This is a genomic window from Rhodanobacter thiooxydans (assembly GCF_030291135.1).
GTDB lineage: Bacteria > Pseudomonadota > Gammaproteobacteria > Xanthomonadales > Rhodanobacteraceae > Rhodanobacter > Rhodanobacter thiooxydans_A.
Window position 1 is genome coordinate 3492749 of the sequence record NZ_CP127409.1, and the last position, 23673, is coordinate 3516421.

The window sequence follows — 23673 nt, forward strand, 5'->3', positions numbered from 1 at the left end:
GGGTGGTATCGCGCGTGTCGATACCGATCACAGCCGATTGCCACGATGGTCGACGAGCGACCACCACGAGCAAAGCTCATCAACAATGAGGGAGAGTCAGACCGCCGGTGGTCGCAACGGAGGGGCGGTATTCAACGCGGGCGCACTGCTGGGCAGTGGCATGGCATAGCTGGCAGTAATCGTGGCCGAGGCCAGAACGACAGCCGTTGCGGGTGGCAACGTGGTACTGCACATCGCCGCACAATTGCAGGTTTGACCCGTCATGCCGCCACAGCAACCGGTCTGATCGTCGCAACAGGATCGGGATCCCTTGACGGCCACGTGGTGATGACAGTGTTCACTGGCCGCCGCGACCGTTGCGTGCATGGGATGGGAATGGGGGCCTCCCATCATGCCCATCGGTGCAGCGGCCAATGAGTTGATGACCAGCATCAGCCACGCCAGCACGCCCATCGCCCGAAGACGACGTGAACGAGCGAGCAGACGCAGCGAGAAGGTCATGGGCCGAGCTTACCCGTGCGACCTGACACGCTCAACCCTGGAGGTGGGTGCAGTTGTCTCACGGCTTGCTGAAACCCATGTGCAGCGTGATCTTGTCACCGGCTTTCAGGCTGGCCATGGTGGCGGGCGGGAAATGCAGCTTCAAAGCCATGCCTTCGGAAGTCACGCCGACCATGCCGGTCTTCGCATCGGCCGCCGTCACGGTCGCTGGCATCATGTGCATGCCCATCATGTTGTCGTGCATACCCTTCATGTCCGAGTGCATCGCACCCATCTTGTCCATACCGCTTGTGGGCGTGCTGTCCTGGGCCACGGCGACACCACTGATGACCAGCGCGAGCCCTAATGAACCGAGCATCGAAACTAGTGGTTTACGAGAAATAGCCATGTGACCGTCTCCAACAGTGAGTTGCCAGACGCAACGAACAGACGCTGCGCCTAGCCATGTGAAGGCGATTTGAAATTTGAGCGTTCATGCTTACTGTGTGGAAAGCGGCCTATCCGGAGAGATGCGTCGCCAGATAGCGCTCCTGAACGACTGTTTCGATCGCATTCGGTCGTGCTTCGCGTACATGCTCGACCACTTCATCGAATGGCAGTGCCGGGTCACGACTTGCCAGCAAAAGTGCGGCTACGGTGCCCGCCCGCCCCAAGCCGCCCTTGCAATGCACGACCACGCCTTCACCGCGATCGAGTGCTTCATGAAGTTGGGGAAGGATGACAGGCCACTTGCCCTCGAACCACTCTTCCTGTTTGAAATCCTTCGGCAGTATGTCTGGTGCATGCCCATCCAGAATCGGCGCGTGGTGCCATATCAGCCCGTGCGCCTTGGCTCGCTTGGGTAGCGCGACAACATCAAGCTCGACAAACTCCCAAGGGGCAATCAGCGTCACCAGATGCGTGGCACCCCAAGCCCTGACGGCTTCGAGATCGGTGTCGAGGTCACGATTCCACGCGCCCGTCTCCGCAAACGGCTGTTTCTTGCCCGGGCAGAAGGTGATGCCGATCTTGCCCCCGCCTACCAGATGGATAGTGCCGATGCGTAAGGGATCGGTGCGACTACTGCGCGCCTTGCTGATCCAGGGGGCTTGGCGCGGCGTGGCATGGATCAGGAGCACAACGAGCCGGTCGTCTATTTTTTCTTTGCCGCGTAGCTGCTCGCGCCACATATCCGGAATGCCATACATGCCATATCGGAGCCCGGCGAGGCCACCCGTCACGGCCGCTGTGATATCCGTGTCACCTCCGAAAGTAATCGCGCGACGCACGGCATCGGCATAGCTATTGGTTTCATTCATCGCCACCCGTGCCGACCACAAGCTATCAATGACGTCGCTGCTGCCCGAAGCATAGCCTCCATGCTCAAGATCAAGCACCTGTTCAATATCCGTCATAGCCAGCCCGGCCGTTGGGCCTAGCTCGCGCAATCGTGCCGCGGCATAGGTCCATGGCGCAGGAATGGCATCCAGTTCGGCGCGCGCCCACAAGGCATACATCACGGACACGGTCTTGGCGAAACGGTGTGCTGTCTTGGTTGAGGACAATTGTATCGCCTTGGCAACCAGCTCCGCCTCGCTACCAAGGTGGCAGAGAACGAGCGGAAGCATACGGATCAACGCACTTCGGTCATCGGTACGCACCGCATCATGTGAAACGTGGCCAGAAGGCGCGTTCAATAGCGACTGGACCATACCAGCCATGTCGGGATCGTTTGCGGGCTTACAGGAGTCGACCGAATAAAGGCCCATCTCGGCCCAGCCGATCACACGCTCTGTCAGATCATCCAGGCCAAACTGCTCGTGAAGGAGAAGCGCGTGCAGAAGACACAACGCCTGCGCTCCCTGCATGGTCCATGTTCGTGGAGGTACATCCACATAGGATCGGTCGAAGCCTGCGGGAGGTTCGAAGTCGATCGTCTCGATAGCGACCAATTCCTCTACATCGTGATGCGCATACGGCACGCCCAGGGCATTACCGATCAAGAGGCCCCATAGGCCACCGGCGAGACGATCGCGCCTTATATACAGACTTCCGGGTTGAGCCATGAAATTAAATTTGCTCGCCGGCTAAGATTTCCTTAGTATCGCCGGTTTGCCGCAGCCATTGCACTCGCACAACGGTGCAAATCACGAGACGACGAAGGCCAACCTTGAACCCGAGTGATCTGACCGCCAGCTTGTACTTCACTGCCGCCGTTCGCGTGGCGGCAGATGCCTCGTTGACCCGCCTTTTACCCCTGGACGCACTCCAGAATCTGCTAGCTCCTCATGAGCACTTCTCTCATCGCATCCTTCTATCCTTGCAAGCTCTGGGAGTTATCGAGCCAGAACTCTCTTTGGCACACGCCGATGATTGGCTGCTGTCCCGTGACTGGATGAAATACGGTTTCGACAGTGTGGCGTGGCGTATTCGCTGGACACCTGGTGATTGTCGGCGTCGACACGACATTGCCAACGAAATTTGGAGTGATGTCGACTTCGATGATGACGAGTCGCTATCAGCCCTTCTTGCGCTTTGGGAGGATCTGGCGCTCGCCGAGGTGGCCCAATACACCGGGTGGCTGTTGTCGAAGTCCGGTTACAACCCTGACTGGACCTACTGCGCGATCGACGCGCTTCGACATGCATTAGAAATTTTCAGTGTCAATCAGGTGATGTACCTGGTCTATTTATCGGTTCGATCTGTTGCAACAACCCATCAACTGGGAGGCGTGGAGTCGGCAAGACTAGGATTGGTATTTGCGAGTTCTGTTACCAGCTTCTCCGGACGTGCGAACGCTGAGGGCTGGAACATCCGCGGCATGACCCGTCCAGCCGAGCTCTCCATGAGCAGTATTTCATTGATCTTCGCCCACGAAGTGACACGTCTTGACGACGAATACTTTGCTAAGAGCCCTTCGCTGGAACTTTTACGCGGCTCGATGACGCGGCATCGAACCCTTCACTGATTTCTAAACTCTTGGGTGCTCGGAACAAGTCAAAGGGCGAATCATTCCGTAGAAACCAGACACTCGCCCGACCCTTCGATGAAACAATGTAAGGCAAAGCGTGCTCAAATCATGCAGTCAAAATCTGCTGTCAAATTTAGCTCATAAACTGAAGAAGCATCCAAGTAGTGAATTGATAATTATTGCTTTTTATTGTCTATTCGAAGACAAGTTTGCATCCTGACAAAAAACTGGCTCGCTATGGGCTAAAGAACAAAAGAACTGATCGACGGCGCGATGCAGCAGGCGCCGCAACCGACGCGGCAGGCCGGTGCGTTCACGCGCCTTGCTGGCGCAGCGACTGGTACACCGGCTCGGTGTCCGGGCGCTGGCCATGCCACAGCTCGAACGCGGCGGCGGCGGTTTCCAGCAGCATGCCGAGACCATCGACCGCGTAGCGCGCGCCGGCCGTGCGCGCCCAGTCAAGGAAGTCGATGGCAGCCCTGCCGTACGAAAGGTCGTAGCAAAGTGCGCGCGCCCCGACCAGCGAGAACGGCAACTGCAGCGCCGCGCCCAGCACGCCAGCCGAGGTGGCGTTGACGATCAGGTCGTAGCTGCCGATGTCGGCCAGGTCTTCCCAGTAGCGCGTATGCGCCCGCGCCGGATCGCCGATCGCGTCGGCGAGCGCGTCGGCCGCCGCAGGCGAACGGTTGACGATGGTCAGCGTTTCCACGCCGGCGTCCAGCAGGTTCCACGCCACGCCGTGCGCGGCGCCGCCGGCGCCCAGCAGCAGGGCGGTGTGGCCGCGCAGGTCCAGGTCATGGCGTTCGGTGAGGTCGCGCACCAGACCATCGCCATCGGTGTTGTGCGCGGCCAGCCCGCCGTCGGCTAGTGGAGTCAGCACGTTGGCGCTGCCGGCGCGGGTGGCCGTCACGCTGCGCTGCGCGGCCAGCGCGAACGCCGCGGCCTTGTGCGGCAGGGTGACGTTGGCGCCGCGGCCGCCGTCGGCGAAGAAGCGGTGCACCACCGCGGCGAAATCGGCCGGCGCCACGTCGATCGCGCGGTATTCCAGCTCGATGCCGAACTGCCGCGCGAATGCCTGGTGGATGGTCGGCGACAGCGAGTGGCTGATCGGATGGCCGAACACGGCGAACTGGGCGGCTGGCATGAAGATTTCCCGGTGGTGGCTGGCGGCCATTCTACGTGGGGGTCCGCCGCAAGGGGGTCGCAGCCGGTGAGATGGGCACGCGCCAGCCTGTGCTTGCCCATCCCGACGAGACGACCGCCATGCGCACGCCAGCCTTGCCACCCGCCCACCATCCACGCCTGCTCGGCGCGGCCACGCTGTGGCTGCTGGGCGGCGGCGCATTGCTGCTGAGCACACTCGTGCCGGCGCACACCGACTTGCTCGGCTGGACGCCGACGTTCTGGCTGCTCGGCGCGCCGCTGGTCGTGCTGCTGGCGCTGGAGCCTTCGCTGCCGCGGCAACTGCTGGCGCTGTGCCGGCCGCGGCGGCGCATGGTCCGACACGCGGCCTGGCATTAGCAGCGCCCCGCCCGGACCTTCCTCCGCGTTGCAGGGGAGGGCGCGCATCAGCGTCAGTCGGCGGTGTCGCCCTGGCGCTTGCGCTCCATCCGGCGCAGGAACTCCCGCATGACGCGCAGGTACAACTCTTCGCCGAGGTAGGCGTCCTCGACGCCGGCGTCGATCGATGGGTTGTCGTTCACCTCGATCACCACCGGCTTGTTGCCGACCTGCTTCAGGTCGACACCATAGAGGCCGTCGCCGATCGGCTGGGTCGCCTTCAGCGCCAGCTTGACCACCGCCGCCGGCGCCTCCTTCAGCGCGATGGTCTCGAAGCCGCCGGATTTTGCCGTGCCCTTGGCGCCGTGGTTGTAGATCTGCCAGTGGCCGCGCGACATGTAGTACTTGCAGGCGTAGATCGGCTGGCGGTTGAGCACGCCGATGCGCCAGTCGAACTCGGTGTAGACGTATTCCTGCGCCAGCAGCAGCGCGCTGTGCTGGAACAGGCCGCTGGCCGCGTGCGCCAGCGCCTCCTCGTCCTCGACCTTGACCACGCCGCGCGAGAACGAGCCGTCCGGGATCTTCAGCACCAGCGGGAAGCCGAGCCGGGCCACCACTTCCTTCATGCCCTTGCTGTCGTCGCGGTAGAGGATCTCGGTACGCGGCACCGCCAGCTTGCGCGAGACCATCAGGTCGTTGAGGTAGATCTTGTTGGTGCAGCGCAGGATCGAGCTGGGGTCGTCGATCACCACCATGCCTTCCTTCTCGGCGCGGTGGGCGAAGCGGTAGGTGTGGTTGTCGCTCGCGGTGGTCTCGCGGATGAACAGGCCGTCGTATTCGGCCAGGCGCTGGTAGTCGTTCTTGCCGATCGGGTCGACCTCGATGCCGAGCTCCCTGCCGGCGGCCACGAATGCCTTCAGCGCCTTCTTGTTCGACGGCGGCATCTGTTCCTTCGGGTCGACCAGCATGGCCAGGTCGTAGCGGTACTGACGCCGCGCACGCGGCTTGCGCCACAACTTGCGCGAGAAGCGGTCGAGCTCCTCGGCGAACGCGTCCTCCTGGGTGTCGACCAGGGTGTGCAGGCCGACCGGCTTGATCGAACTGACCTGCCACACGCGGTCACGCTCGAACTCGATGCGCAGCAGCGGGCAGGGGAACATTTCGAACACCTGCCGGGCCAGGTCCTGCAGCGCCGGGTAGGCGGTCTCGCCGAAGTAGACCAGGGTGCCGAAGTCGGTGGTGTCGCGGCCGCCGGCCGGCAGGAAGTGGGTGAGCTTCTGGTTGAGGTCGTCGATGTCCAGGCCGTACAGCGAGCGCCGGCGCAGGTCGTTCACCGTGCGCACCGACGGCATCACCTTGTGCCCGCGCGCCTCGGCCAGCAGCGACACGTAGTAACCGGTGCCCAGGTACTTGTAGCTGCGGCACAGGTTGATCACGTGGGTGCGTTCGTCGTCGCCGCCGACCGGCGTGCGCAGGTAGTCCATCGCGCTCATCACGTCGACCGACGGGTAGTACGAGCTCCAGTCGGAAGCTTTTTCGACAACGACGACCAGACGGGTCATGGCACCACTCGGGGGATACGGCGATGGCGGGCCGCCCTTGCGCGGGACGGGGCGGGATGTGCAAAACGCGGAGTTTGGCACAGCGTCGGCATGGCACAAGGGAAAGCGCTGAAGCGCGAGTGAACGAGTCCGGCGCATGCCGGCCAGCAGAAATCACCCGCACGCGCCGGGCCGGCTGCTAGAGTCCGCGCGTGCCGATCACCCTGCCCCTGCCGCCACATGACCACGCCCGCCGCGTCGTAGCGGAATCCACCGGGATGCCGCCGGCTTCCGCCAGCCTGCGCGTGCGCCGCGCCGCCGCGTCCGACCTGGACGAGCTGGTCGCGCTGGAGCTACGCAGCTTCAGCAGCGACCTGCTGAGTCGCGCGCAATACCGCCGCCACCTGGACAGCGATTCCGCGCTGGTGCTGGTGGCCAGCGCCAACCATCATCTTTTCCTCGGCAGCGCCGTGCTGTTCTTCCGAAAGCGCAGCACGGTGGCCCGCCTGTACTCGCTGGCCACCGCGCCGGAGACGCGCGGCCAGGGCGTCGGTGCCGCGCTGCTGGCCGCGGTGGCCGACGCCGCGCGGCGCCGCGGCGCGCGCGTCCTGAAACTGGAAGTGCGCACCGACAACGCCGCCGCGATCCGCTTGTACGAACGCCACGGCTTCCGCCGCAGCGGCCTCTACGCGCACTACTACGAAGACGGCGCCGACGCCTGGCGCTACGAGCAGACGCTCGGCTGACCCATGCGAGGGTGCGCGACCTGATGTACATCAGGTCGCGCAAGGTCCGTCGCCGGCACAATGGCGCGGGTGCCGGCGACGTGTCTGGCCGGAACCCCGATGGCCGCCACCGCGCAAGCACAACCGAACATTGCCCTGGTCAAATACTGGGGCAAACGCGACACGCGATTGAACCTGCCGGTCACCGGCTCCCTGTCGATCACCCTGGACGCGCTGTGGACGCGCACCCGGGTCGAGTTCGATGCGTCGCTGCGGCATGACGAGCTGCGCCTGAACGGGGCGGAAGACCCGGCCACGCTGGCCCGGGCCAGCACCTGCCTGGATCTGCTGCGGCAACGCGCCGGCACCGCGCAGCGCGCGCGGATCGACACGCACAACAATTTCCCCACCGCGGCAGGACTGGCTTCCTCGGCATCCGGCTTCGCGGCGCTGGTGGTGGCGGCCGATGCCGCGCTCGGCCTCGCACTGGATCGCCAGACCCTGTCCATGCTGGCCCGGCAGGGTTCGGGCTCGGCGGCGCGCTCGCTGTTCGGCGGCTTCGTCAGCATGGCCGCCGGCCAGCGCGACGACGGTGCGGACGCGGTCGCGCAGCCCCTGCTCGACGCCGCCGCCTGGCCGCTGGCGGTAGTCGTCGCGGTGACCACGGATCGCCGCAAGCCGGTCGGCTCGGGCGCCGGCATGGAGCGCAGCCGCCGCACGTCGCCGTTCTACCCGGCGTGGGTGGACGGTGCGGCGGCGGACCTGGCGGCCGCGCAACACGCAGTGCGGGCGCGCGACTTCGCCGCGCTGGCCGAGCTGAGCGAACACAATTGCCTGAAGATGCATGCGGTGATGCAGTCCAGCCGGCCGCCACTGTTGTACTGGAACGGCGCCACCGTCGACTGCATGCAGCGCATTCGCGCCTTGCGCGAGGACGCGGGCGAGCAGGTCTTCTTCACCGTCGACGCCGGCGCCCAGGTGAAAGCCGTCTGCACGCCGGACGCGGCGCCCCGGGTCGCCGCCGCGCTGGCCGAGCTGTCCGGCGTCGAACAGGTGCTGAGCAGCCGCCTGGGCGAAGGCGCGCGGCGGCTCGACGACAGCGAGGCGCCCTGATGCGCGTGCTGGCCACGGCGCCGGGCAAGCTGGTGATCGCTGGCGAGTACGCGGTGCTGGAGGGTGCCCCCGCGCTGGTGCTGGCGATCGACCGGCGGGCACACGTGACGCTGGAAGACACCGGCGGCAGCGACTACGAGATCACGGCGCCCGGGCTCGGCATCGATGCCGCGCACGGCCGGCTGGACGCGGCCGGGCGGATCGCCTGGCCGGCGCTGGATGCGGCGGCAAGCGCACCGTTGCGACTGGTCGGCGCCATCCTGGAAACGCTCGGCGCGGAAGACCGGCCACCGCCATTCCGCGCCAGCCTGGACACCCGCGCGTTCCACGCCAACAGCGACGGCCGGCGCAAGCTCGGCCTGGGTTCCAGCGCGGCACTGACGGTGGCGCTGGCCAGTGCGATCCGTGCGCTGGGCCGACGCGGCGCGCCGTCCCTCGACATGCTGCTGGCGGCGCACCGCCGGGCGCAGGGTGGCCACGGCAGCGGGCTGGACGTCGCCGCCAGCCTGACCGGCGGCCTGCTGCTCTATCGGCTGCACGACGGACAGCCACGGATCGCGCCGGCGACCTGGCCGCACGGGCTCGAGTGGTGCTGCGTGTGGTCCGGCCGACCGGCCTCGACCGGCCACTTCCTGCAGCGGCTGGCCGCCTGGCGCGCGCGGGCGCCGACGCGCCACGCCACGGCGATGCGCGAGCTCGGCGACTGCGCCGCGGTGGCCGCCGGTGCGGCCAGCGCCGACGCGCTGCTCGAGGCGGTGGCCGCTTGCGCGCAGGCGCTGGATCGCCTGGGTGCGGCCAGCGGCCTGGACATTTTCAGCCCCGAGCACCGCGCGCTGGCCGCACTGGCGGCGCGCCTGGGGGTTGCCTACAAGACCTGCGGTGCCGGCGGCGGCGACATCGGCATCGCGCTGGCCACCGACGCCGCGCGCCTGCAGGCCTTCCGGCGGGCCGCCAGCGCCGCCGGCTTTCCCGTGCTCGACCTGCACCCGGCCGCCGCCGCCAGCGTGCAGGTGCACTGATTCGACCGACCTATCCAGGAAAATCCCCGTGGACTCGTTACCCGCAACCGGGCAGGCCGACTCGCCTGCCGCCACCCAGGCCGACGACACGCCGCGCGATCACGCGGCACACGCGCCCGAGCATCCCGTCCGCCTGCCCGGCTTCCATCGACTGGCGCTGACCGAGCGGCTGCAGCTCTTGCGCAGTCGCGGACTGCTGACCCGGGCCGACCATCGCGCGCTGACCAGCGGTGCGCAGCGGCTGGAACCGGTGCAGGCCGACAAGATGATCGAGAACGTCATCGGCGTGATGGGACTACCGGTGGGGTTGGGCCTGAATTTCCTGATCAACGGCAAGGACTACGTGGTGCCGCTGGTGGTCGAGGAGCCGTCGATCGTGGCCGCGCTGAGCGCCGCCGCCAAGCTGGTGCGCGGCTGCGGCGGTTTCACCACCGCGAGCGACCGGCCCTTGCTGATCGGCCAGGTCCAGCTGACCGGCCTGGCCCACTCGGGCAGGGCGCGCACGGCCCTGCTGCAGCGGCGCGAGGAGATCATCAACCTGGCCAACAGCCTGCACCCGAACATGGTCGCGCGCGGCGGCGGGGTGGTGGATGTCGAGGTGCTGATCCACGCCGCGCCGGACGGTGGCCCGGACATGGTGGTGCTGCACCTGCTGGTCGACACCTGCGACGCCATGGGTGCCAACCTGGTCAACACGATGTGCGAGGGCGTGGCCCCGCTGGCGGAGGCGATCACCGGCGGCAAGGCCTGCCTGCGCATCCTGTCCAACCTGACCGACCGCGCGCTGGTGCGCGCCAGTGCGGTGATCCCGGCGCATGCGCTGGCCGGCAAGGGCCACGATGGCGGACAGGTGCGCGACGGCATCATCCTGGCCAACGACCTCGCGCTGGTCGACCCGTACCGTGCCGCGACCCACAACAAGGGCGTCATGAACGGCGTGGACGCGGTGGCACTGGCCACCGGCAACGACTGGCGCGCGCTGGAGGCGGCGGTGCATGCCTACGCTGCGCGCGGCCAGGGCTATCGCGCGCTGACCCGCTGGTCGCGCAACGCGCAGGGCGACCTGGTCGGCAGCATCGAGCTGCCGCTCAAGGTCGGCACCGTGGGCGGCTCGCTGCAGGCGAACCCGATGGTGGCGATCAACCACCGCCTGCTGGGTTCGCCCGGCGCGCGCGAACTGGCCGAGGTGATGGCCGCCGTCGGCCTGGCGCAGAACTTCTCCGCCCTGCGGGCGCTGGTCACCGACGGCATCCAGCAAGGCCACATGACCCTGCACGCGCGCAGCGTGGCAATGGCGGCCGGCGCCACGCCGCCGATGTTCGAGCAGGTGGTGGAACGCCTGCTGGCCGATGGCGAGATCAAGCTGTGGAAGGCGCAGCTGATCGTGGCCGAGCTGGGCGGGCAGGCGGCGGGACAAGCGGCAGGCGGCCAGGCGCGGGCCGCCACGCAGGAATGGGCGGCCGGCCACGGCAAGGTGATCCTGCTCGGCGAACACGCCGTGGTGTACGGCCGCCACGCGATCGCCGCGCCGTTGCCGCTGGCGATCCGCGCACGCGTGGAGGACGCCCGCGACGGCACCACGCTGCTGATCCCGCGCTGGGGCATCGAGCAACGCCTGCAGCAGCCGGCGCGTCCGGGTTCCTTCCTGCAGTCGCTGACGCTGCTGCTGGAGCGGCTCGGCCTGAGCCAGCGCGCGCTGCGCATCCAGGTGGCGCCGGAAATGCCCCGGGCGATGGGCCTGGGTGGCTCGGCGGCGCTGGCGGTGGCGGTGATCCGCGCACTGGACAGGCACTGCGCGCTGGGCCTAGATGACGCCAGCGTCTGCGCGCTGGCTTTCGAGTGCGAGAAGATCGCCCACGGCACGCCCTCGGGCATCGACAACACGGTCGCCACCCACGGCCAGGCGCTGCTGTACCGGCGTGGCGAGCCGGCGACGAGCCGCCCGCTTGCGCTGAAGCAGCCGCTGCCGCTGGTGATCGGCCTGAGCGGCAGCGAGAGCCTGACCGCCAGGATGGTGGCGCGCGTGCGCCAGGCGTGGCTGCAGCATCCGGCGCGCTACGAACGCATCTTCGACGAGATCGACGTGCTGACCCGGCACGCGCTCGACGCGCTGGAAGCCCACGACCTGGGCGAGCTCGGCGAACTGATGAACATCTGCCAGGGCCAGTTGAACGCGCTGCAGGTATCCAGCCGCGAGATCGAGGAGCTGGTCCAGCTGGCGCGCGAGCACGGCGCCGCGGGCGCCAAGCTGACCGGTGGCGGTGGCGGCGGCGCGGTGATCGCGCTGTGTCCCGATGGCGGCGCGCGCGTGGCCCGGGCGATGCGCGATGCCGGCTACCAGGCGCTGGAGGTGTCCTTTGGCTGACGCGTCGCCACGCCACCCCACGGTCTCCTCCGAAGCCGAGCAGCTGATCCTGGTCGACGCCGACGATCGCGCGATCGGCCATGCCAGCAAGGCGGCCGCCCACGATGGCCACGGCCAGCGCCATCGCGCCTTCTCGCTGTTCATCTTCAATGGGTACGGCGAGCTGCTGCTGCAGCAGCGCAGCCGCGGCAAGCGGCTGTGGCCCGGTTACTGGGCCAACAGCTGCTGCAGCCATCCGCACCAGGGGGAAAGCATGGAGCAGGCCACCGAACGGCGCCTGCAGCAGGAGCTGGGCATGCGCTGCCCGCTGCGCTACCTGTTCAAGTTCGAATACCAGGCCGATTACCGCGGGCTCGGCGCCGAACACGAATTGTGCTGGGTCTACGCCGGCACCTGCACGCAGCCGGTACACGCCAATGCCACCGAGGTCGAGGCCTGGCGCTTCGTCGCACCGGCCGCACTCGATCGCGAGATCGCCCGCTGCCCGGAGCACTTCACGCCGTGGCTGAAGCTCGAGTGGGCGCAGCTGCGCCGCGACCCGGCACTGTCGGCCTGCCTCAGCCCCCCAGCGGGTGGCTGATTTTTTCCGCGGTCGCGGCATCCGGGCGCGCCACCAGCGCACCGGTGCGCATCAGGCTCACCGCGTAGTGCCCGCCATCGACCAGCGGCAGGAACGCGCCGCTGCCGTACACGGTGTCGATCTCCGGCACCCAGCGCGGGTACTGTTTTTTCAGGCTGAGCAGGTCGAACGCGCCGGCTTGGTCGAAGCCGATCACCGTGCGCGGTGCTGCGGCCTCCTGCGCCGGATCGTCGTAGCGGCCGGACAGCCGGTCGAGCCGGTACAGCGGCGGCACGCCGGCCAGCAGGGCCGGCAGTTTCCACTTCAGCACGATCGCCTCGACGCGCCAGGCGTCACCGGCCAGCTGCAGCTGGCGCGTGCTGCCGTCAGGCCAGCTGAGGGTGAGCGCCCAGCGCTGCGGCGACAGGATGCGCGCGTCGATCTCGACCACCGGCGCCTCCTCGCCGAGCAGTCGGTAGCCGCGCAGGGCGAGCCCGGCACCAGCCAGCAGCAGGGTCAGCGCGAAACAGGCCACGCACAGCAGCGCACGCCAGCTGGCGGCCAGATGCCGGCCGGCGTGCAGGCGCTGGCGCAGGGCCACCAGCTGCACCAGGGTGATCAAGGCAAACACCGCCGCCAACACCAGCAGCACGGTCATCGGCATGCGCAGCAGCGCGCTCCAGTCCATCGTCATCACCTCGTTGCCGCGTCGTGCACTTCGTATGCGCATCATAACGGGCGACGCCGCGGCCGACCCGTCGCGCCTCGCTATACTGCCCCCGTCTTCAGGAATCCCGACCATGCGCCGATCCTTCTTGCTGCTGCCGTTCTGCCTCGCCATCGCCACGCTTGCCGGCTGCGGCAACAAGGGGCCGCTGGTGCTGCCGTCGAGCCAACCCGCCGCGGCGTCGACCATGGTGAAACCGGCCGCGCCCGCGGTGCCGGCCAGCGTCGGCGACCCGGCGGCCGGCCAGCACTGAGCGGCGGCCGCCCATGCAACTGCGCTTCTCGAAGATGCACGGCATCGGCAACGACTTCGTCGTGCTGGATTGCCGGGAACACCGGTTCACGCTGGACGCGGCGCAGATCCGCGCGCTGGCCGACCGCCATACCGGCGTGGGCTTCGACCAGCTGCTGAGCATCGAGCCGGCACGCAACCAGGCCGGCGCGTTCTACTACGGCATCTGGAACGCCGACGGTTCGCCGTCCGGCCAGTGCGGCAACGGCGTGCGCTGCGTGGCGGCGTGGCTGCACCGTGCCGGTGCACTGGCGATCGGCCAGCACGTGGCGATCGAGAGCCCGTCCGGCCCGGTAACGGTGCGCCTGCTCGGCGCCAATGAGGTCACCGTGGACATGGGCGAGCCGGTGTTCGAACCGGCGCGGATTCCGTTCGCGGCCGACGCCGTGGCCGACCGCTACGCGATCGACGTAGCCGGCGAGACACTGGACATCGGTGCGGTGTCGATGGGCAACCCGCATGCGGTGCTGGCGGTGGACGATCTCGCCGACCCCGCTCTGCAGCGGCTCGGACCGCTGCTGACAAACCACCCACGCTTCGCGCAGGGCGCCAACGCCGGCTTCGTGCAGCGGCAGGACCGCGGCCACCTGCGCCTGCGCGTGCACGAACGCGGCGCCGGCTGGACCCTGGCCTGCGGTACCGGCGCCTGCGCCGCGATGGCGGTGCTGCACCGGCGCGGCGAGGTCGACGACGCGGTGGCGGTCGAGCTGCCCGGCGGCACGCTGCGCATCGACTGGGCCGGCCCCGGCCACACGTTGTGGATGACCGGCCCGGCCGCGTTCGCCTTCGAGGGCGAATGGCCGGTTCCGGCCGCCGCCTGACGCAGCGGTTGAAGCGCGCCCGCGTCCATCGCACACTCCAGCCGGACGGCTCGCCTTCTTCGCGCGCCCCGCAACGGTTCGAGGATTTTCGCGCATGACTGCCACCCTGCTCGACGACGCCACCCAGGCCCGCGTGGTCGCCGCCTACCTGAAACGCCATCCGGAATTCCTCAGCGAATATCCCGAGCTGGCCGCCAGGCTGACCATGCCGCCGCGTGAGCAGGGCGGCGCGGTATCGTCACTGGCGGTGTACCAGTTGCAGAGCCTGCGCGACAAGAACGCGGAACTCGAACGCCAGCTGGCCGAGCTGATCGCGATCGCCGCCGAGAACGAGAAGCTGATGGAGCGCGTGCACGCGCTCACCGTGGCGCTGCTGCGTGCGAACACGATGGAGGTCACCGCGCGCACGGTGGTCGCCAAGCTCAGCGCGGATTTCCACACCGAGCAGGTGCGCCTGCTGCTGTTCGGCGACGAGCCGCAGCTGCCGCGCGCGGACTGGCTGCAGCAGATTCCCGGCGGCGCTGCCGCGCTGCCGGAATTTCGCGAGTTCCTGCAAAAGAACGAGCCGGTCTCCGGCCGCCTGTCCACCGAGAAACTCGAACGCCTGTTCGGCATCGACGCCGGGCAGATCCGTTCGGTTGCGATGATGCGGCTGGGCGACAGCGGCATCCTGGCGATCGGCAGCACCAACCCGGACCGTTTCCAGCCCGGCATGGGCACACTGTTCCTGAAGATGATCGCGGCCACCATCACCGCCGCGCTGGCCCGCTCGCGGGATGTTTCCTGAGCCGGCGATGACCCCCGCACAACAGGTTGAGCAATGGCTGGCCCGCCTCGCGGGTGAGCGGCATGCCTCGCCGCACACGCTGGCCGGCTACCGCCGCGACCTGGCCAAGCTGCTGCGCTTCATGCACGAGCAGCAGCTGGACGCGTTCGATGCGCTGGACGCGAACCGGATGCGCGCGTTCATCGCCGGCGAGCACCGCGCCGGCCTGGCGCCGAAGAGCGTGCAGCGCCTGCTGTCGTCCTGCCGCAGCCTGTTCCGCCAGCTCAACCGCGAAGGCCAGCTGGCCAGTGATCCGCTGCTCGGCGTACGCGGCCCGAAGGTGCGCCGCAAGCTGCCGCAGGTGCTCGACGTGGACGAGGCCACCGCGCTGGTCGAGACCGACAGCGGCGGCCAGCTCGCCGTGCGCGATCGCGCGATGCTGGAGCTGTTCTATTCCAGCGGGCTGCGCCTGTCCGAGCTGGTCGGCCTGCGCTGGCTCGGCCTCAACCTCGACGAAGGCGAGGTACGCGTGCTCGGCAAAGGCAGCAAGACGCGCATCGTGCCGGTCGGCCGCCACGCCGTCGCCGCGCTGCGCGCGCTCGGCGCCGCCGAGGGCATGCCGGCGGACGGCCCGGTGTTCCGCGGTCGTGGCGGCGCGCCGATCAACCCGCGCACGGTGCAGCTGCGCATGAACAAGCTGGCACTGCAGCAGGGCATCCCGAAGCACATCCACCCGCACCTGCTGCGCCACACCTTTGCCAGCCACATGCTGGAATCCTCCGGTGACCTGCGCGCGGTGCAGGAACTGCTCGGCCACGCCGACATCGCCACCACGCAGATCTATACCCACCTGGATTTCCAGCACCTGGCGAAGGTCTACGACGCCGCGCACCCGCGGGCGAAACACAAGCCGTGACGCCCGAACAACTCCCTCCCCGTGCTTGCAGGGGAGGGCTGGGGAGGGGTGCTCTTGACCTGAAAGTCAAAAGCCTTGCCCCCTCCTGACCTCCCCCTGCAAGCAGGGGGAGGAACAGAAGCCCGACATTGAAGCGTTCCCACCGCGGCCCCATCTCATCCGCTCAGACATCTTCTAGCGGAGCTCCCATGGAATCCTTCCACGCCACCACCATCGTCTGCGTGCGCCGCGACGGCCGCGTCGTGATCGGCAGCGACGGCCAGGTCACGCTGGGCAACACGGTGATGAAGGGCAACGCGCGCAAGGTGCGCCGGCTGGGCAAGGCGGGCGAGGTGGTGGCCGGCTTCGCCGGCGCCACCGCCGATGCGTTCACCCTGTTCGAGCTGTTCGAGCAGAAGCTGGAGAAGCACAACAACAACCTCACCCGCGCCGCGGTGGAAATGGCCAAGGAATGGCGCACCGACCGCCGCTTCGGCAAGCTCGAGGCGATGCTGGCGGTGGCCGACAAGGAAACCTCGCTGCTGATCTCCGGCAACGGCGACGTGGTGGAGCCCGAGCACGGCCTGATCGCGATCGGCTCCGGCGGTCCGTTCGCCCAGTCCGCCGCGATGGCCCTGCTCGAAAACACCGAACTGGACGCGCGCACGATCGTCGAGAAGGCGCTGAAGATCGCCGGCGACATCTGCATCTACACCAACCACAACGTGTCGATCGAAGAGCTGTAGGCGCAACGCGCTGCTGCTCTCCAGGGTCGTCATTCCGGCGCAGGCCGGAATCGCTCTTGGTTGAAATGCGATTCCGGCCTGCGCCGGAATGACGGCCTTAAACCCAACCTTCCCGGTGCCCCCATGTCCGAACTCACTCCCCGCGAAATCGTCAACGAACTCGACCGCTACATCATCGGCCAGCACGACGCCAAGCGTGCGGTGGCGGTGGCGCTGCGCAGCCGCTGGCGGCGCATGCAGCTGGCGGCGGAGATGCGCAACGAGATCACCCCGAAGAACATCCTGATGATCGGCCCCACCGGCGTGGGCAAGACCGAGATCGCGCGGCGCCTGGCCACGCTGGCCAACGCGCCGTTCGTGAAGGTCGAGGCGACCAAGTTCACCGAGGTGGGCTACGTGGGCAAGGACGTGGAGTCGATCATCCGCGACCTCGCCGACGTGGCCTACAAGCTGACCCGCGAGCAGGCTGCCAAGCGTGTGCGCAGCCAGGCCGAGGACCGCGCCGAGGACCGCATCCTCGACGCGCTGCTGCCGCGCCGGCAGACGCCGACCGACTGGAGCCATGATGCCGCGCCGGCGACCGACAGCGACACCCGCCAGAAGCTGCGCAAGCAGCTGCGCGAGGGTGCGCTGGACGAGCGCGAGATCGAGCTGGACTTCACCGCGAGCGTGGGCGTGGAGATCATGTCGCCACCCGGCATGGAGGAGATGGGCGCGCAGCTGCGCCAGATGTTCCAGAACATCGGCGGCGGCAAGACCCAGAGCCGCAAACTGGCGATCAAGCTGGCGCGCCCGCTGCTGATCGACGAGGAGGCCGGCAAGCTGCTCAACGACGAAGAGGTCCGCGCGCAAGCGATGGAAGCGGCCGAGCAGAACGGCATCGTATTCATCGACGAGATCGACAAGGTCGCCCAGCGCAGCGACCACGGCCACGCCGGGGTCAGTCGCGAGGGCGTGCAGCGCGACCTGCTGCCGCTGGTGGAAGGCTCCACCGTGTCGACCAAGTACGGCCCGATCAAGACCGACCACATGCTGTTCATCGCCTCCGGTGCGTTCTCGCTGGCCAAACCGTCGGACCTGATCCCCGAGCTGCAGGGCCGCCTGCCGATCCGGGTGGAACTGTCCGCGCTCAGCGTGGACGACTTCAAGCGCATCCTGCGCGAGCCGCACAACGCACTGACCAAGCAGTACGTGGCCCTGCTCGGTACCGAGGGCGTCGGCATCGAGTTCACCGACTCGGGCGTCGACCGGCTGGCCGAGGTGGCATTCCAGGTGAACGAGCGCACCGAGAACATCGGCGCGCGCCGGCTGCACACGGTGATGGAACGCCTGCTGGAGAAGATTTCCTTCGAGGCAGCGGACAAATCCGGCGAAAAATACCTGATCGACGCCGAACAGGTAGACAAAAACCTGGGAAGCCTGGTCAAGGACGAAGATCTCAGCCGCTACATCCTGTAAACAAGCCGGTCAGGCCGGTCTGCTAAAATGAGCACCGTGAACAACGTTATTGAATTGAAGAACACTGGCCAGCGCGCCCAGTTGCGCGAGGCGCAGCAGAAGCAGATGCTGGTGCGGTTGTGGCGCGAGGAGCTTGAACACGGCAGCTTCTGCGGCTACGTGGGTGGCGTGGGACGCGAATTCTTCCTGCTCTGGGTGGTCGGCGACGGCATCACCTACGATGGCATGTACGTGATGCGCCACCGCGACGTCACCGAACTGGAGGCGCCGGACAAGCACCACTCGTTCATGGAGAAGGCGCTGGCGCTGAAACAGATCCTGCCGCGGATGCCACGCGGCTTCCCGCTGGACGGCATCCGTGAGGTCATCCAGGCCGCCGGTGCCCAGGCGCCGGTGATCGGCGTGCACGTGGACAGCGAGGACGAGGACGAGGTTTGCTACATCGGCCGCCTGATCGATGTCGAGGAAGACGGCTTCAACCTGCAGGAACTGAGCCCCGACGCGGAATGGATGCGTGAGCCCTCGTTCTTCGCCTGGGACGAGGTCTCCACCGTCAGCATCGAGGACAGCTACGCGCAGTCCCTGCTCGCCGTGGCCGGCCCCGCGCCGGCCCTGCTGCCCGGCGGCGACACCGGCATCGGCCGCGTCCCGTCGCCTTGACTGAGTTCTGCTCCCTCCCCTGCATGGCAGGGGGGAGGGCTGGGGAGGAAGGAGTCGCTCCTCGCCCTCCTTTCGCGAAGAACCACACGGCTGAAGCCATTCGCACAGACCGCAGCAGGTAAGCTCTCCCCTCCATCGTGAAACGGCGCAGGGGAGCCACAGATGACACGCACCGTCGTCGTCGGCAGCATCAACATGGATCTGGTCACCCAGGCGCCGCGCTTCGTCGGCCCCGGCGAGACCATCCTGGGCGAACGCTTCCTCACCGTGCCCGGTGGCAAGGGCGCCAACCAGGCTGTGGCCGCCGCCCGGCTGGGCGCCGAGGTGGCTCTGGTCGGCGCACTGGGTCGCGACGCCTTCGGCGACCAGCTGCACGCGGGACTTGCCGCCGAACACCTCGACCTGACCCACGTCGCGCGCCTGGACGACTACGCCAGCGGCACCGCCTCGATCACCGTCGCCGACGGCGAGAACCAGATCATCGTGGTGCCTGCCGCCAACACCCGCGTCACGCCCGCCCAGGTCGAAGCCGCCCGTGCGCTGATCGAACGCGCCGACGTCGTGCTGGTGCAGATGGAAATCCCGCTGGACACCGCCGAAGCCACCGTGCGCCTGGGCCACCGCCTCGGCGTGCCGGTGATCCTCAACCCCGCGCCCGCGCAGAAGCTGCCGAACGACTGGCTCCGGCTCGCCCGCTACGTCACCCCGAATCAGCACGAGCTGGCGATTCTGCTCGGCGCCGACCCCGCGGAAGACTTCCAGATCCTGATGCAACGCGCGCCCTGTCCCGTCGTGCTCACCCGCGGTAGCGAAGGCGCCTGGTACCGCGAACACGGCGAACCGCTGCACCAGCCCGGCTTCAAGGTTGACGTGGTCGACAGCACCGGCGCGGGCGACACTTTCAACGCGGCGCTGGCGGTATTCCTGCACGAAGGCCTGCCGCTGGCGGTGCGCAAGGCCTGTGCCGCGGCGGCGCTGTCGGTGACGAAGCTCGGCGCGCAGGGCGGCATGCCGGACCTGCGTGAACTGGATGCTTTTCTCGCGCAGCAGCGCTGATTGATTACTTGCCGATGCAGAACGAGCCGAAGATCGCGCCGAGCAGATCATCACTGCTGTAGCTGCCGGTGATTTCGCCGAGCGCGTGCTGGGCGGCGCGCAGTTCCTCGGCGGCGAGCTCGCCGGCGCGAGTGGTGGCAAGGATCGCGGCGGTGCGGTCGAGATGCATGCCGACTTGCTGTAGCGCCAGCACGTGGCGGCGTCTTGCGCTGAAGGCGCCTTCGCCGCTGCCGGCGCCGGCGAGTTGCTTGAGGTGGTCGCGCAGGGCGTCGAGGCCGACACCCGTCTTGGCCGAGGCCCACAGCCAGGTGACGCCATTGCGCGATTCATCGTGCGGAGCGAGCTGGTCGCGGTCGATCTTGTTGACCAGCACGATACGTTCGACGCCGGCCGGCAGTGGCGCGAAGAAGGCGAGGTCGGCGTTGGCGTGTTCGGCGTCGGTGACCAGCAGGGCGACGTCGGCGCATTGCAGTTCGCTGTGGGCGCGGCGCACGCCTTCGCGTTCGACTTCGTCTTCCGTCTCGCGCAAACCGGCGGTGTCAGCCAGTTCCAGCGCGATGCCGTCGAGGCTCAGGGATTCGCGCAGCACGTCGCGGGTGGTGCCGGCGATCGGGGTGACGATGGCGCGATCGCTGCCGGCCAGTGCGTTGAGCAGGCTGGACTTGCCGGCGTTGGGGCGGCCCACGATGGCGACCCGGAGGCCGTCGTTGAGGCGCAGGCCGCGTTGTGCTTCGCGCAGGAGTTCGGCGTGTTCGGCGCGCAGCCTTTCCAGTTGCGCGGTGATCGCCGGGTCGGCGAGGAAGTCGATTTCCTCTTCGGGGAAGTCGATCGCCGCCTCGATGTGCACGCGCAGCGCGATCAGCGCTTGCAGCAGCGCGCCGACCTTGCGCGAGAACACGCCTTCCATCGACTGCAGCGCGGCGCGCGCGCCGGCCTGCGAGCGGGCCGCGATCAGGTCGGCGACGGCCTCGGCCTGGGCCAGGTCGAGCTTGCCGTTCAAGAACGCGCGCTCGGTGAATTCGCCGGGGCGCGCCAGCCGCGCGCCGAGCTCGCACACGCGGCGCAGCAGCGCATCGAGCAGCACCGCGCTGCCGTGGCCTTGCAGCTCCAGCACGTGTTCGCCGGTGTAGGAGGCGGGGGCGGGGAAGTACAGCAGCAGACCGCGGTCGATCAGTTCGCCGGCACCATCACGGAACGCGGCGAAGTGGGCGTGGCGCGCTTGCGGCGCGCGGCCGAGCAGGGTCTGCGCGATCGCCGGTACCACCGGCCCGGACACGCGCAGCACGCCCACGCCAGCCGCACCGGGGGCGCTGGCGATCGCGGCGATGGTGTCGGCGGCATGCTCGGTCATGGCTGCGTGACTCTAAACGAAAGCCGCCGCGACGGTTGCCCGGTCGCGGCGGCAGGGGACGCACAACTCGACACTCAGGCCGGCTTGACCGCATCCTCGCGATCGATGTGGTGGGTGATCCACCACTGCTGGCCGAGGCCGACAATGCCGTTGACCGCGTAGTACAGGCACAGGCCGGCGGGGAAGAAGGCGAACATCACGGTGAACAGCAGCGGCATCACCTTCATCATCTTCGCCTGGGTCGGGTCCATGCCCGCGGCGACCGGGTTCAGCCATTGCGTGCCCAGCATCACCAGCGCATAGATGATCGGCAGGATGTAGAACGGGTCGGGTGTGCTCAGGTCGGGGATCCACAGGAACGGCGCATGCCGCAGTTCCAGGCTATCCATCAGCACGAAGTACAAACCATAGAAGACGGGCAAGGTGATCAGCACCGGCAGGCAGCCGCCCATCGGGTTGACCTTCTCCTTCTTGTACAACTCCATCATCGCGACCTGCATCTTCTGCTTGTCGTCGCCGTAGCGCTCCTTGAGCGCCTGCACGCGCGGCTGCAGCTTGCGCATGCGGGCGCTGGAGCGGTACTGCATGGCGGTGAGCTTCCAGCTCAGGCCCTTGATCAGCAGTACCAGCAGGATGATCGCCACGCCCCAGTTCTTGGTGACGGCGTGGAACTGCGACAGCACCCAGTGCATCGGCACGGCGATGATCTTGAACATGCCGTAGTCGATGGTCAGATCCAGCCCCGGCGCGATGGCGTCCATCGTGCCCTGCTTGTTCGGGCCCACGTACAGGCGTGACTGGCTGGTCAGGCTCTGTCCCGGCGCCACGCTGAGCGCGGGGCCGACGGTGCGGATCAGGTAGCGCGGATGCGCGCTGTCCGGGTTGATCGTCTGGGTGACGTACTGCTCGGTCTGGTCGGCCGGCGGAATCCACGCGGTGACAAAGTACAGCTTCAGCATCGCCGCCCAGCCGCCCTTGATCGGGGCGTTGAGCTGGTCCTTCGGTTCGGCGAAGTTCTTGAACGGCAGCTTCTCGAACTTCTCGCCGGTGTACCAGGCGGCGCCCTGGAAGCTGCGCGTCTCCGGGTTGGTGTAGTTCGCCAGCCAGTTGCCGGCCTTCGGCGGCTCGACCCGCAGCAGTTGCTGGTAGGCGTTGCCCTGCCACGGTGCGGCACTGCCATTGTCGATGCGCTGGCTGACGCCGATGACGTAGCTGCCGCGCTTGAAGCTGTAGGTCTTGGTGACCTTGAGGCCGGCGGCGTCCTGCCAGGTGAGATCGACCTTCAGTTCGTCCTGGCCATCGGCGAGCGCGTAGGTGGTCTTCTCACTGTGGAACAGTGCCAGGTGGTTCGGCTGGTCTGCCGGCGCGCTGTCGCTGCTGCTGACCAGGCCGTTCTGCGCCACCGAGTAGCGCTCGGGATCGCTGGTCAGCAGCACCGTCGGCGGCGGGTTCGGCGCCTTGTGCGTGCGCGGCGCCTGCGGGTAGGCCAGCAGGTCGGCGTGCACCAGGCTGCCGCCGCGGGTGTCCACGCTCAACTTCAGCACGTCGGTGGTGATGGTGATCAGCTGCGCCGGGGCGGCGGCGGCCGTGTCACCGGCGATCGTCGGCGCGGGCCTGGCGCCTGGCGCGGAGGCGACCGGGATCGCGCCGGGTACGCTGGCGTCCGCCGCTGGCGTGGCTGCACTGGCACTGGCACTGGTGGTGGTGGCCGCTGGCGGCGGCGGTGCGTAATCCTTCTCCCAGGCCAGGAACAGGAAGTAGGCCACGGCAAACAGGGCGAACAGGAGGAAGGTGCGCGTTTGATTCATCGCGTAGCAGATCCGGGTAACGCCACGACACGTGTCAACGCCGCGGAGACAGGAAGGAAGAAGGTCAACGCCCGATTGTGGTGGTGTCGCCGGCGGGCTTCAATGGCCCGGAGCTCGCGGCATGGCTGGCCAGCAATTTCTTCCACAGGCCGTCGAGCTCGATCAGCAGTTGTGGCCCGGGTACGCCGGCGGCCTGTTCGCGCGCCATCACCATCATGTCGACCGCCGGCAGCTGGTGGCGCACGCGCCGGAACGACTCGCGCAGCAACCGCTTGATCCGGTTGCGCTCGACCGCCCGCTTGGAGACGCGCTTGGAAATCGCCAGGCCGAGCCGGGCATGGCCAAGCTCGTTGTCGCGGTAGCGCATATGAAAACAGCGGCCGCCTGCGCGTCCGCTGCTGGTCCGCAAGGCGGCGAAGTCACCCGGCCGACGTAGCCGCGCTTCGCGCGGCAGCACGGCGCTGGACATGACGCTCGTGCCGATTACGGGATCAGGCGCTTGCGGCCCTTGGCGCGACGGGCGTTGAGGACTTTGCGGCCGTCGGCGGTGGCCATACGGGCACGGAAACCGTGCGTGCGAGCGCGCTTGAGCTTGCTGGGCTGGAAGGTCCGCTTCATGGCTTACTCCGAAGGGAATGTGGATAAAAAGGTTGGAAAGTATGTGGGGTAGCCGCTGCTGCTGTCAAATGGCGGGGAAAGCCATCTGCGCGCGCCCTGTGGATACCCGTGTGGATATGTGGCGGTCGGAGGCGCGGGGGAGGCTGCTAGACTAGCCCATCACCCCGCGCGCAAGCGCTTCCAAGCCGTGGTTGATTTTATTC

Annotated in this window: 25 protein-coding genes; 15 read left to right on the top strand and 10 right to left on the bottom strand. The window is 67.7% G+C overall.

Annotated features, from left to right (window positions below; genetic code table 11):
- Nucleotides 1-96: 96 nt before the first annotated feature.
- From QQA13_RS16050 to QQA13_RS16060, 3 genes are all read right to left on the bottom strand, one after another.
- A complete protein-coding gene (locus tag QQA13_RS16050; protein ID WP_159082173.1) occupies nt 97-501 on the bottom strand; it encodes a hypothetical protein in 405 nt (134 codons plus the stop codon).
- Nucleotides 502-559: 58 nt separating this feature from the next.
- A complete protein-coding gene (locus QQA13_RS16055; protein ID WP_108471262.1) occupies nt 560-889 on the bottom strand; it encodes a hypothetical protein in 330 nt (109 codons plus the stop codon).
- A gap of 109 nt (nt 890-998) precedes the next feature.
- Nucleotides 999-2483, bottom strand: coding sequence for an ADP-ribosylglycohydrolase family protein (locus QQA13_RS16060; RefSeq protein ID WP_159082172.1), 1485 nt, complete (start codon nt 2481-2483; stop codon nt 999-1001).
- A gap of 167 nt (nt 2484-2650) precedes the next feature.
- Between QQA13_RS16060 and QQA13_RS16065 the strand changes: the two genes are divergently transcribed.
- Nucleotides 2651-3448: a hypothetical protein gene (locus tag QQA13_RS16065; protein ID WP_234411302.1), complete on the top strand. Its 798-nt coding sequence runs from the start codon at nt 2651-2653 to the stop codon at nt 3446-3448.
- Nucleotides 3449-3764: 316 nt separating this feature from the next.
- On the opposite strand, the gene aroE is transcribed toward QQA13_RS16065, so the two are convergent.
- Nucleotides 3765-4595: a shikimate dehydrogenase gene (gene aroE / locus QQA13_RS16070; protein WP_108471285.1), complete on the bottom strand. Its 831-nt coding sequence runs from the start codon at nt 4593-4595 to the stop codon at nt 3765-3767.
- A 119-nt stretch (nt 4596-4714) separates the two neighbouring features.
- On the opposite strand from aroE, the gene QQA13_RS16075 reads away from it, so the two are divergent.
- Complete coding sequence (locus QQA13_RS16075) at nt 4715-4972, top strand: hypothetical protein (RefSeq protein ID WP_108471260.1); 258 nt, start codon at nt 4715-4717, stop codon at nt 4970-4972.
- Between the two features lie 53 nt (nt 4973-5025).
- On the opposite strand, the gene QQA13_RS16080 is transcribed toward QQA13_RS16075, so the two are convergent.
- Nucleotides 5026-6513 carry a RimK family protein gene (locus QQA13_RS16080; protein ID WP_108471259.1) on the bottom strand — a complete coding sequence of 496 codons (1488 nt, stop codon included), beginning with the start codon at nt 6511-6513 and terminating at the stop codon, nt 5026-5028.
- A 191-nt stretch (nt 6514-6704) separates the two neighbouring features.
- Between QQA13_RS16080 and QQA13_RS16085 the strand changes: the two genes are divergently transcribed.
- From QQA13_RS16085 to idi, 5 genes are all read left to right on the top strand, one after another.
- A complete protein-coding gene (locus QQA13_RS16085) occupies nt 6705-7238 on the top strand; it encodes a GNAT family N-acetyltransferase (RefSeq protein WP_428992325.1) in 534 nt (177 codons plus the stop codon).
- A gap of 99 nt (nt 7239-7337) precedes the next feature.
- The gene (gene mvaD, locus QQA13_RS16090) at nt 7338-8330 is read left to right on the top strand and encodes a diphosphomevalonate decarboxylase (RefSeq protein ID WP_108471257.1); all 993 of its coding nucleotides are present in this window, start codon (nt 7338-7340) and stop codon (nt 8328-8330) included.
- Nucleotides 8330-9349 carry a mevalonate kinase family protein gene (locus tag QQA13_RS16095; RefSeq protein WP_108471256.1) on the top strand — a complete coding sequence of 340 codons (1020 nt, stop codon included), beginning with the start codon at nt 8330-8332 and terminating at the stop codon, nt 9347-9349. Before mvaD ends, QQA13_RS16095 begins: the two co-directional genes overlap by 1 nt.
- Nucleotides 9350-9377: 28 nt before the next feature.
- A complete protein-coding gene (locus QQA13_RS16100) occupies nt 9378-11714 on the top strand; it encodes a hydroxymethylglutaryl-CoA reductase, degradative (protein ID WP_108471255.1) in 2337 nt (778 codons plus the stop codon).
- Complete coding sequence (gene idi, locus QQA13_RS16105) at nt 11707-12294, top strand: isopentenyl-diphosphate Delta-isomerase (RefSeq protein WP_108471254.1); 588 nt, start codon at nt 11707-11709, stop codon at nt 12292-12294. The genes QQA13_RS16100 and idi overlap by 8 nt, the downstream gene beginning before the upstream one ends.
- On the opposite strand, the gene QQA13_RS16110 is transcribed toward idi, so the two are convergent.
- Nucleotides 12272-12961, bottom strand: coding sequence for a hypothetical protein (locus tag QQA13_RS16110; protein ID WP_108471284.1), 690 nt, complete (start codon nt 12959-12961; stop codon nt 12272-12274). The two genes, idi and QQA13_RS16110, sit on opposite strands and share 23 nt — an antisense overlap.
- Nucleotides 12962-13073: 112 nt before the next feature.
- On the opposite strand from QQA13_RS16110, the gene lptM reads away from it, so the two are divergent.
- The 8 genes from lptM to rbsK all read left to right on the top strand — a co-directional run bounded on the left by lptM (nt 13074) and on the right by rbsK (nt 19693).
- Nucleotides 13074-13253 (top strand): LPS translocon maturation chaperone LptM, encoded by a 180-nt coding sequence (gene lptM / locus QQA13_RS16115; RefSeq protein ID WP_108471253.1) that lies wholly within the window; start codon nt 13074-13076, stop codon nt 13251-13253.
- Between the two features lie 13 nt (nt 13254-13266).
- Nucleotides 13267-14112 (top strand): diaminopimelate epimerase, encoded by an 846-nt coding sequence (dapF, locus tag QQA13_RS16120; RefSeq protein WP_108471252.1) that lies wholly within the window; start codon nt 13267-13269, stop codon nt 14110-14112.
- 94 nt (nt 14113-14206) lie between these two features.
- Nucleotides 14207-14899 carry a DUF484 family protein gene (locus QQA13_RS16125; RefSeq protein ID WP_108471251.1) on the top strand — a complete coding sequence of 231 codons (693 nt, stop codon included), beginning with the start codon at nt 14207-14209 and terminating at the stop codon, nt 14897-14899.
- Nucleotides 14900-14906: 7 nt separating this feature from the next.
- Nucleotides 14907-15794: a tyrosine recombinase XerC gene (gene xerC, locus QQA13_RS16130; protein WP_108471250.1), complete on the top strand. Its 888-nt coding sequence runs from the start codon at nt 14907-14909 to the stop codon at nt 15792-15794.
- Nucleotides 15795-15982: 188 nt separating this feature from the next.
- A complete protein-coding gene (gene hslV / locus QQA13_RS16135) occupies nt 15983-16519 on the top strand; it encodes an ATP-dependent protease subunit HslV (protein WP_108471249.1) in 537 nt (178 codons plus the stop codon).
- A 123-nt stretch (nt 16520-16642) separates the two neighbouring features.
- Nucleotides 16643-17977 (top strand): ATP-dependent protease ATPase subunit HslU, encoded by a 1335-nt coding sequence (gene hslU / locus QQA13_RS16140; protein ID WP_108471248.1) that lies wholly within the window; start codon nt 16643-16645, stop codon nt 17975-17977.
- Nucleotides 17978-18004: 27 nt separating this feature from the next.
- The gene (locus QQA13_RS16145) at nt 18005-18637 is read left to right on the top strand and encodes a hypothetical protein (protein ID WP_199909819.1); all 633 of its coding nucleotides are present in this window, start codon (nt 18005-18007) and stop codon (nt 18635-18637) included.
- A 162-nt stretch (nt 18638-18799) separates the two neighbouring features.
- A complete protein-coding gene (rbsK, locus tag QQA13_RS16150) occupies nt 18800-19693 on the top strand; it encodes a ribokinase (protein WP_108471247.1) in 894 nt (297 codons plus the stop codon).
- 4 nt (nt 19694-19697) lie between these two features.
- Here rbsK and mnmE read toward each other — a convergent pair whose 3' ends face one another.
- The 4 genes from mnmE to rpmH form a co-directional block, all read right to left on the bottom strand.
- Complete coding sequence (mnmE, locus tag QQA13_RS16155; RefSeq protein WP_108471246.1) at nt 19698-21044, bottom strand: tRNA uridine-5-carboxymethylaminomethyl(34) synthesis GTPase MnmE; 1347 nt, start codon at nt 21042-21044, stop codon at nt 19698-19700.
- A 74-nt stretch (nt 21045-21118) separates the two neighbouring features.
- Nucleotides 21119-22852 carry a membrane protein insertase YidC gene (gene yidC / locus QQA13_RS16160; protein ID WP_108471245.1) on the bottom strand — a complete coding sequence of 578 codons (1734 nt, stop codon included), beginning with the start codon at nt 22850-22852 and terminating at the stop codon, nt 21119-21121.
- A gap of 64 nt (nt 22853-22916) precedes the next feature.
- Entirely contained in the window at nt 22917-23321 is a 405-nt protein-coding gene (rnpA, locus tag QQA13_RS16165) for a ribonuclease P protein component (protein ID WP_108471244.1), read from the bottom strand.
- Between the two features lie 14 nt (nt 23322-23335).
- Entirely contained in the window at nt 23336-23470 is a 135-nt protein-coding gene (gene rpmH, locus QQA13_RS16170; RefSeq protein WP_007510029.1) for a 50S ribosomal protein L34, read from the bottom strand.
- Between the last annotated feature and the right edge of the window lie 203 nt (nt 23471-23673).

Coding starts and splice junctions, on each gene's coding strand:
- QQA13_RS16050 (WP_159082173.1), bottom strand. CDS start 501: ATGACCTTCTCGCTGCGTCTGCTCGCTCGTTCACGTCGTCTTCGGGCG.
- QQA13_RS16055 (WP_108471262.1), bottom strand. CDS start 889: ATGGCTATTTCTCGTAAACCACTAGTTTCGATGCTCGGTTCATTAGGG.
- aroE (WP_108471285.1), bottom strand. CDS start 4,595: ATGCCAGCCGCCCAGTTCGCCGTGTTCGGCCATCCGATCAGCCACTCG.
- QQA13_RS16075 (WP_108471260.1), top strand. CDS start 4,715: ATGCGCACGCCAGCCTTGCCACCCGCCCACCATCCACGCCTGCTCGGC.
- QQA13_RS16080 (WP_108471259.1), bottom strand. CDS start 6,513: ATGACCCGTCTGGTCGTCGTTGTCGAAAAAGCTTCCGACTGGAGCTCG.
- mvaD (WP_108471257.1), top strand. CDS start 7,338: ATGGCCGCCACCGCGCAAGCACAACCGAACATTGCCCTGGTCAAATAC.
- QQA13_RS16095 (WP_108471256.1), top strand. CDS start 8,330: ATGCGCGTGCTGGCCACGGCGCCGGGCAAGCTGGTGATCGCTGGCGAG.
- QQA13_RS16110 (WP_108471284.1), bottom strand. CDS start 12,961: ATGGACTGGAGCGCGCTGCTGCGCATGCCGATGACCGTGCTGCTGGTG.
- lptM (WP_108471253.1), top strand. CDS start 13,074: ATGCGCCGATCCTTCTTGCTGCTGCCGTTCTGCCTCGCCATCGCCACG.
- dapF (WP_108471252.1), top strand. CDS start 13,267: ATGCAACTGCGCTTCTCGAAGATGCACGGCATCGGCAACGACTTCGTC.
- QQA13_RS16125 (WP_108471251.1), top strand. CDS start 14,207: ATGACTGCCACCCTGCTCGACGACGCCACCCAGGCCCGCGTGGTCGCC.
- xerC (WP_108471250.1), top strand. CDS start 14,907: ATGACCCCCGCACAACAGGTTGAGCAATGGCTGGCCCGCCTCGCGGGT.
- hslV (WP_108471249.1), top strand. CDS start 15,983: ATGGAATCCTTCCACGCCACCACCATCGTCTGCGTGCGCCGCGACGGC.
- hslU (WP_108471248.1), top strand. CDS start 16,643: ATGTCCGAACTCACTCCCCGCGAAATCGTCAACGAACTCGACCGCTAC.
- QQA13_RS16145 (WP_199909819.1), top strand. CDS start 18,005: ATGAGCACCGTGAACAACGTTATTGAATTGAAGAACACTGGCCAGCGC.
- rbsK (WP_108471247.1), top strand. CDS start 18,800: ATGACACGCACCGTCGTCGTCGGCAGCATCAACATGGATCTGGTCACC.
- mnmE (WP_108471246.1), bottom strand. CDS start 21,044: ATGACCGAGCATGCCGCCGACACCATCGCCGCGATCGCCAGCGCCCCC.
- yidC (WP_108471245.1), bottom strand. CDS start 22,852: ATGAATCAAACGCGCACCTTCCTCCTGTTCGCCCTGTTTGCCGTGGCC.
- rnpA (WP_108471244.1), bottom strand. CDS start 23,321: ATGTCCAGCGCCGTGCTGCCGCGCGAAGCGCGGCTACGTCGGCCGGGT.
- rpmH (WP_007510029.1), bottom strand. CDS start 23,470: ATGAAGCGGACCTTCCAGCCCAGCAAGCTCAAGCGCGCTCGCACGCAC.